This window comes from Bradyrhizobium sp. SHOUNA76 (genome assembly GCF_023006445.1).
Taxonomy (GTDB): Bacteria; Pseudomonadota; Alphaproteobacteria; order Rhizobiales; family Xanthobacteraceae; genus Bradyrhizobium.
The window spans coordinates 1-6,425 of sequence record NZ_JALBHA010000389.1 but is presented as its reverse complement, the minus strand read 5'-3'; the positions used below and the strand labels follow the sequence as shown (position 1 = coordinate 6,425).

Annotated in this window: 7 protein-coding genes; 1 reads left to right on the top strand and 6 read right to left on the bottom strand. The window is 65.2% G+C overall.

Annotated elements, in window-relative coordinates:
* Together MOV74_RS28510 and MOV74_RS28505 are read right to left on the bottom strand one after the other, a co-directional pair.
* The coding region (locus tag MOV74_RS28510; protein WP_246929953.1) for a tripartite tricarboxylate transporter TctB family protein at positions 1-255 on the bottom strand (255 nt) is incomplete at its 3' end.
* Positions 256-477: 222 nt separating this feature from the next.
* Positions 478-1,470 (bottom strand): tripartite tricarboxylate transporter substrate binding protein, encoded by a 993-nt coding sequence (locus MOV74_RS28505; protein WP_246929952.1) that lies wholly within the window; start codon positions 1,468-1,470, stop codon positions 478-480.
* 214 nt (positions 1,471-1,684) lie between these two features.
* On the opposite strand from MOV74_RS28505, the gene MOV74_RS28500 reads away from it, so the two are divergent.
* Positions 1,685-2,152 (top strand): SRPBCC family protein, encoded by a 468-nt coding sequence (locus MOV74_RS28500; RefSeq protein ID WP_246929951.1) that lies wholly within the window; start codon positions 1,685-1,687, stop codon positions 2,150-2,152.
* Positions 2,153-2,158: 6 nt separating this feature from the next.
* Here the strand turns inward: MOV74_RS28500 and MOV74_RS28495 are convergent, their stop codons facing one another.
* The 4 genes from MOV74_RS28495 to MOV74_RS28480 all read right to left on the bottom strand — a co-directional run.
* Positions 2,159-2,932, bottom strand: coding sequence for an RsiV family protein (locus MOV74_RS28495; protein ID WP_246929955.1), 774 nt, complete (start codon positions 2,930-2,932; stop codon positions 2,159-2,161).
* 52 nt (positions 2,933-2,984) lie between these two features.
* On the bottom strand, positions 2,985-5,141 hold the full coding sequence (gene scpA / locus MOV74_RS28490; protein ID WP_246929954.1) for a methylmalonyl-CoA mutase: 2,157 nt from the start codon (positions 5,139-5,141) through the stop codon (positions 2,985-2,987).
* A 16-nt stretch (positions 5,142-5,157) separates the two neighbouring features.
* The gene (locus MOV74_RS28485; protein ID WP_246929949.1) at positions 5,158-5,622 is read right to left on the bottom strand and encodes a GFA family protein; all 465 of its coding nucleotides are present in this window, start codon (positions 5,620-5,622) and stop codon (positions 5,158-5,160) included.
* The coding region (locus tag MOV74_RS28480; protein WP_246929947.1) for a methylmalonyl-CoA mutase family protein at positions 5,619-6,425 on the bottom strand (807 nt) is incomplete at its 5' end. The genes MOV74_RS28480 and MOV74_RS28485, both read right to left, overlap by 4 nt.

Genomic DNA, 6,425 nt, shown 5'->3' with positions numbered 1-6,425 from the left:
CTTGCCCTGCGGCGGTGGAGCGGCCGCCGCCTGGCCGTCCTCAAGCGGGATCAGTTCTTCCTCCTCCTCGAAGGAGTGGCCGACGCCGAACACGATCGCGAGCCCGCACAGCGCCAGCCCCGTGCCGATCACCAGCGGAAACACGTTGGGGCCGACCGGCTGGCCCGGCACCGGCGGCAAGATCCAGCCGCCATAGGCAGCCGCCGCGCCGAGCGCGACGAGAAACGATCCCGTGACGGAGTCGGGAAGACGCATGAGAGGAGTCCTATGAGTGTTCGTCTCCCTCGCCCCGCTTGCGGGGAGAGGGTTGGGGTGAGGGGGAGTCTCCGCGAGAACGGTGAGAGTTGGACTCGTGAAGGCTCCCCCTCACCCGAATTCGAGCGAAGCTCGAATTCGACCTCTCCCCCGCATCCGCCTTCGCCAAGGCTTCGGCGGACAGGCGCGCGGGAGAGGCGATCTGAGCGTCGCAGTACCGGATCACGCCTTGCTCAGGCCAGCCGCCTTCATCGCTTCGCCCATCTGGGCGTCGCCCTTGTCCATGAAGCCTGCGAACTGGGTGGCATCGCCCCAGACCGTGCCGAAGCCGCGATTGCTCATGAAGTCCCTGAACTCGGCGGATTCGTAGACCTTCTTCAGCGCCGCGGTGAGCTTGGTTGCGATCTCCGGCGGCAGGTTCTTCGGTGCACCGATGCCGCGCCAGGCGCCGGTTGCGTAGTCGATGCCCATCGCCTCCTTCAGCGTCGGCACGTCCTTGAACACCGGATTGCGCGCGGGGGCCATGATGGCGAGGCTCTTCGCCTTGCCCGCCTCGATGATGGCACGCGCCTCCGGCACCGAGCAGGTGGTGAGGTCGAGGCCGCCGGCGGCGAGATCCTGCATCGCGGGCGCTGCGCCGGTCGACGGCACCCAGGCGACCTGGTTGGCGGGCAGGCCCATCGCCTGCATCCAGCCGACCAGCGCCAGATGCCAGATGCCGCCCTGGCCGGTGCCCGAAGCCTTGAACTTGCCGGGAGGGGCGGCCTTGATCGCCTCGGCGAGCTCCTTCACCGTCTTGTAGGGCGAGGAGGAGGAGACCTGGATGCCCGGGGGGTCCTCGTTCATCAGCGCCAGCGGGGTGTAGCTCTTCGGCGTCAGCTCAGTGAGGCCTTGCCAGTGCATCATCGAGATTTCGACGGTGAGCATGCCGATGGTGTAGCCGTCGGGCTGAGCGGTCGCGATCGCGCTATGGCCGACCACGCCGGAGCCGCCGGTTCGGTTGACCACGTTGAAGGGCTGACCGAGATCTTTTTCCAGCAGCGCGGCGACAATGCGCGCGGTCGCATCGGTTCCGCCGCCGGCGCCCCAGGGAACGATCACGGTGACCGGACGCGCCGGATAGGCTTGTGCGAGCGCGGGCTTGAACCCGAATGCGGCGGATGCCGCGACTGCGGCCGTTGAAGCCGCAAAGGTGCGGCGCGAAATCTTGGACATTGAATGCCTCCCAGCGGCGCCCGTGACGTGGCGCTCTTGTCAATGGCGACATTCTAGTCGGCTTTGCAGCGCCGCCGCAAGGTAGCGCTACCAACGAGATCGACATGTTGTGTGAAAACTGCATGCCCCATCGGATGGGCAGTCGGAAATCGGGTGGGTTTTGCTCGCACGCGCCGTCAATCTGAGCGCGTAACGAAAGCAAAGGCAACCATCGATGACCCAAGCCTATTACAGCGCCGTGCTGGACCGCCCGCTCCACGAAGTCTGGTCGCTGATCCGGGATTTCAACAATTATCCCGCTTATATCGACGGCGTGAGCGAGAGCGTGATCGAAGATGACAAGCGCGGCGATGAAGTCGGCGCCATCAGACGCTTCTGCTATCTCGGCAACTGGATCCGCCAGCGCCTGGTCGATCACTCGGACCGGCAGCACACCTTGACCTATGCCGGTCTCGAAGCGCTGCCGTATCCGCAGGATGACGGAAGCCAGAGGACGGCGCCGGCGCACTATCAAGGCACCATGCATCTGCGTCCGATCACCGAGGGCGACCGTACCCTGATCGAATGGTCGGTCGCGCTCGATACCGAACCTGCGGACGCCGATCGCTGGCAAGCCCTGTTTGCGTCCTGGATTCCCGGTTGGGCGGATTCGCTTGCGCGGACGCTGGCCCGGGCCAGTTAGCCATCGCTACTGCTGTTCCGCGTCGCCCTTCGGCCGCGTGCCGCCGAAGATGCGGGTGCCCTCCGCAGCGAGGTAAGGCTTCAGCGACTCCCACGGCACGAATGCCACATACTCGCCCTCGGCGTAGGGACCGACGGCGTAGGGCGGGTAGTGGAAGGTGAGGCCGGAGCTCTTGCCCGCTTCGGTCGAGGGCGCGAGCGTCACCGCGCCGATCCTCATCAGGCTCGGCTTCAGCTCCTTGAACCATTCGTCAGTCACGGTTTCGCCGGCGCCGCGCTTCTTCTTCTCGGCCGTCAGCGAGGCGATGATGGCCTTCACCATCGTCTTCATGGTCGTGCCGTTGTCGGCGGTCTCGGTGAAGAACGGCCGGATCGAGATGCGCTTGTTGTCGGCCTTGTCCCACAGGATGGTGTTCACGTCCGAGTTGGGATGCGCGCCATGGGTGTTCATGTAGTCGTTGCGGAGGACGCTGACATAGCGGTCGGCGACCACCGAGCGGATCTCATATTTGCGTTCGAAATCCCAGCCGCCTTCTCTAAAAAACTGCGGATCGGCCTTGCGCGAGGCGGCAGCTTCCGCGGCATTCTTGTCGAGCCATTTTTTGCCTTCGGCAAGGCAGTCCGCCGCGAGCGCGGCATCCGCCTTGATCCTGCCGTCGAGGAAGACGCGGGCGTCGACGCTCTTGGTCTTGATAACGGCATCGGGCTTGGGATCAGCGGCGAGGGAGGGGCCGAACAGCGCGCTGCAAACAGTGGCGACAGCAAACGCGCGCATGAACATCGGCGCGAGAAACATCACGCAAATTCCATTTTTTGGAAGATGGACGACGAAGCTACTCCGCCGCCTCGCTATGCCCGAGCCGGGCATTCAGCTTGCGGATCAGTTCCTCGGCTGCATCCGCAATCACCGTGCCCGGCGGGAAGATCGCCTCGGCCCCTGCGGCATAGAGTGCGCCGTAATCCTGCGGCGGCACCACGCCGCCGACGATGATCATGATGTCGTCCCGGCCCTGCTTCTTCAGCGCGGCCTTCAGCTCCGGCACGGCGGTGAGGTGCGCGGCGGCCAGCGAAGAGACGCCGAGGATGTGCACGTCGTTCTCGACCGCCTGTCGCGCGGCTTCATCAGCGGTCGCGAACAACGGCCCGATATCGACGTCGAAGCCGATGTCGGCGAAGGCGGACGCAATCACCTTCTGGCCGCGGTCGTGGCCGTCCTGGCCGATCTTGGCGACCAGGATGCGCGGGCGGCGGCCCTCGGCCTCCTCGAAGGCGTCGATCAGCGCCTGAACCTTCTCGACCTGGTTGCCCATGCTGGACGCCTCCCGCTTGTAGACGCCGGTGATGGATTTGATCTCGGCGCGGTGCCGGCCGAACACCTTCTCCATCGCGTCCGAAATCTCGCCGACGGTTGCTTTCGCCCGTGCCGCGTCGATGGCGAGCGCGAGCAGATTGCCGTTGCCTTCGCCGGCCGAACGCGTGATGGCCGCGAGCGCGGCATCGACGTCCTTCTGATTGCGCTCACTCTTCAGCCGCGTCAGCTTGTCGATCTGCAGGCGCCGGACATTGGTGTTGTCGACCTTCAGGATGTCGATCGGCATCTCGTCGGTCGGCTTGTACTTGTTGACGCCGATCACCGCCTGCTTGCCGGCATCGATGCGGGCCTGCGTCTTGGCCGAGGCTTCCTCGATGCGCAGCTTCGGCAGGCCGGCTTCGATCGCCTTGGCCATGCCGCCGAGATCCTCGACCTCCTGGATGTGAGCCCAGGCCTTCGCCGCGAGGTCACGCGTCAGCCGCTCGACGTAATACGAGCCGCCCCAGGGATCGATGATGCGGGTGGTGCCGCTCTCCTGCTGCAGGAACAGCTGGGTGTTGCGGGCGATGCGCGCCGAGAAATCCGTCGGCAGCGCCAGCGCCTCGTCGAGCGCGTTGGTGTGCAGCGACTGGGTGTGGCCCTGGGTCGCCGCCATCGCCTCGACGGTGGTGCGCATCACGTTGTTGAAGACATCCTGCGCGGTCAACGACCAGCCCGAGGTCTGGCTATGCGTGCGCAGCGACAGCGAGCGCGGGTCCTTCGGATTGAAGGGTTTGAGCAGCTTCGCCCAGAGCAGGCGCGCGGCGCGCAGCTTGGCGACCTCCATGAAGAAGTTCATGCCGATTGCCCAGAAGAACGACAGGCGCGGCGCGAAGCGGTCGACATCGAGACCGGCGGCAAGGCCGGCGCGCAAATATTCGACGCCGTCGGCCAGCGTGTAGGCGAGCTCGAGGTCCTGCGTCGCGCCGGCCTCCTGCATGTGATAGCCGGAGATCGAGATCGAATTGTATTTCGGCATCTTTTGCGAGGTGTACGCAAAAATGTCCGAGATGATCCGCATCGAGGGCGCGGGCGGATAGATATAGGTGTTGCGCACCATGAACTCTTTCAGAATGTCGTTCTGAATGGTGCCCGACAGTTTTTCCGGCGCCACGCCCTGTTCGCCCGCAGCCGCAACATAGAGCGCGAGGATCGGCAGCACCGCGCCGTTCATGGTCATGGATACGCTCATCTGGTCGAGCGGAATCCCCGCGAACAGCGTGCGCATGTCGTAGATGGAATCGATGGCAACACCGGCCATACCGACGTCGCCGCCGACGCGCGGATGGTCGCTGTCATAGCCGCGATGCGTCGCGAGATCGAAGGCGACCGAGAGGCCCTTCTGTCCAGCCGCCAGGTTGCGGCGGTAGAACGCGTTGGAATCCTCCGCCGTGGAGAAGCCGGCATATTGCCTGACCGTCCAGGGCTGGTTGACGTACATGGTCGGGTAGGGGCCGCGCAGATAGGGCGCGATGCCCGGATAGGTCTCGAGGAAGTCGAGCCCGGCGAGGTCGGCCTCGCCATAAGCGGGCTTCACCAGAATGCCCTCGGGCGTCAGCCACGGCTCGGCGCTGCCAGCAGGCGCGGCGGTGGTTGCCCTCGCGAAGGCGACGTCTGCGAAATTCGGAATGCGGCTCATGGCTTCAACCATATCATCAATCATGATCCGGATGCTGATGGCTGACGATCGTCGCCATCTTCTCCGGCCCGTAATTCTGCTGCGTGGTCTGGCTCGGCAGGTTGGCGATTCCGACGACCCAACCGAGCCGGGATTCAGTTCCGTATTGCCGCGTTGGCACCACGTGGTCGGGGCGGTCGAACGCGCCGGTCATGATCTCGATCCGCTCGCCGTCGATGCGGCCAAAACTCAGCGGCGTGCCGCAGGCGGCGCAATAGCCGCGCTCGGCGATCGTGGAGGAGCGGAAGAACGACGGCTTTCCCTTGGTCCAGGCAAAGTCCGTCTTGTTGATGTCGGCAAAGGAGGCGAACGGCGCGCCGCTGGCCTTCTGGCACATCCGGCAGTGGCAGATCGACACCTTGTTCGGTGTAGCCGTCAGCGCAAAGCGGACCGTGCCGCATTGGCAGCCGCCGGTGAGAACGGGTTTACCTGCTTCCGTCATGGCTGCTCCATCCGAACGTAGGCGTCCTGCAGCGTCGCAAGCGCATCGCCTCCGGCGAAAACAAAACCCGTGACGCCGGCGGCCCGCTGCGCCGCTTCGGCCTCAGCCGGACGGCCTGCCAAATAGATATGTCGCGCGCCCGCCGTTTGCAGGGCCTTGGCCGCAGCTTCCGCGTGTTCCGCATAGACCTTGTCGCTGGAACAAAGGCAGGCAAGCTCGGCGCCGGACGCCTTGAAGGCGGCAGCAAGCTTGGCCGGATCGGCAAAGCCCTCGCTGCCCGTGGCCTCGATACCACCGGCCTCGAAGAAGCTTTTCGCGAAGGTCGCGCGCGCCGTGAAATCGGCGGGCGTGCCGAGATTGGCCAGAAATACTTTCGGCCGCGCGCCGCGCGACTTGAGCGCCGCATCCGATTTGTCGCGCAGCGCCTCGAACGGTTGCGCAAGCCGGATCGGCGGCAGCGCATCGAACTTGTATTTTTGCTCGCCGTACGGTGCCAGCACAACCGGTGTCGCCTTGAGCACCTTCGTTTCGCTCTCGTGCAGGTTGGGAAACTCGCTGGCGCCGGTCAGCACGTCGCGGCGTTTTGCGATGTTGGCGTCACGCGCCTTTCGCGCGGCCGCGACCTTGCTCTGAAACAGGCCTTGCTGAAGCGCGGCAAAGGCGCCGCCGGTTGTCTCGCTCTCCCGGAACAGCGCCCACGCGGCCTCGCAAAGCTGCGCGGTCAGCGTCTCGATGCCGCCCGCGCCCGCCGCGGGATCGCTGACCTTGCCGAGGTTGCTTTCTTCCAGCAGCAGCGCTTGCGT

Excerpts from the sequence above, each read along its gene's own strand:
- MOV74_RS28505 (WP_246929952.1), bottom strand. The coding sequence starts at position 1,470 with ATGTCCAAGATTTCGCGCCGCACCTTTGCGGCTTCAACGGCCGCAGTC.
- MOV74_RS28500 (WP_246929951.1), top strand. The coding sequence starts at position 1,685 with ATGACCCAAGCCTATTACAGCGCCGTGCTGGACCGCCCGCTCCACGAA.
- MOV74_RS28495 (WP_246929955.1), bottom strand. The coding sequence starts at position 2,932 with ATGTTCATGCGCGCGTTTGCTGTCGCCACTGTTTGCAGCGCGCTGTTC.
- scpA (WP_246929954.1), bottom strand. The coding sequence starts at position 5,141 with ATGAGCCGCATTCCGAATTTCGCAGACGTCGCCTTCGCGAGGGCAACC.
- MOV74_RS28485 (WP_246929949.1), bottom strand. The coding sequence starts at position 5,622 with ATGACGGAAGCAGGTAAACCCGTTCTCACCGGCGGCTGCCAATGCGGC.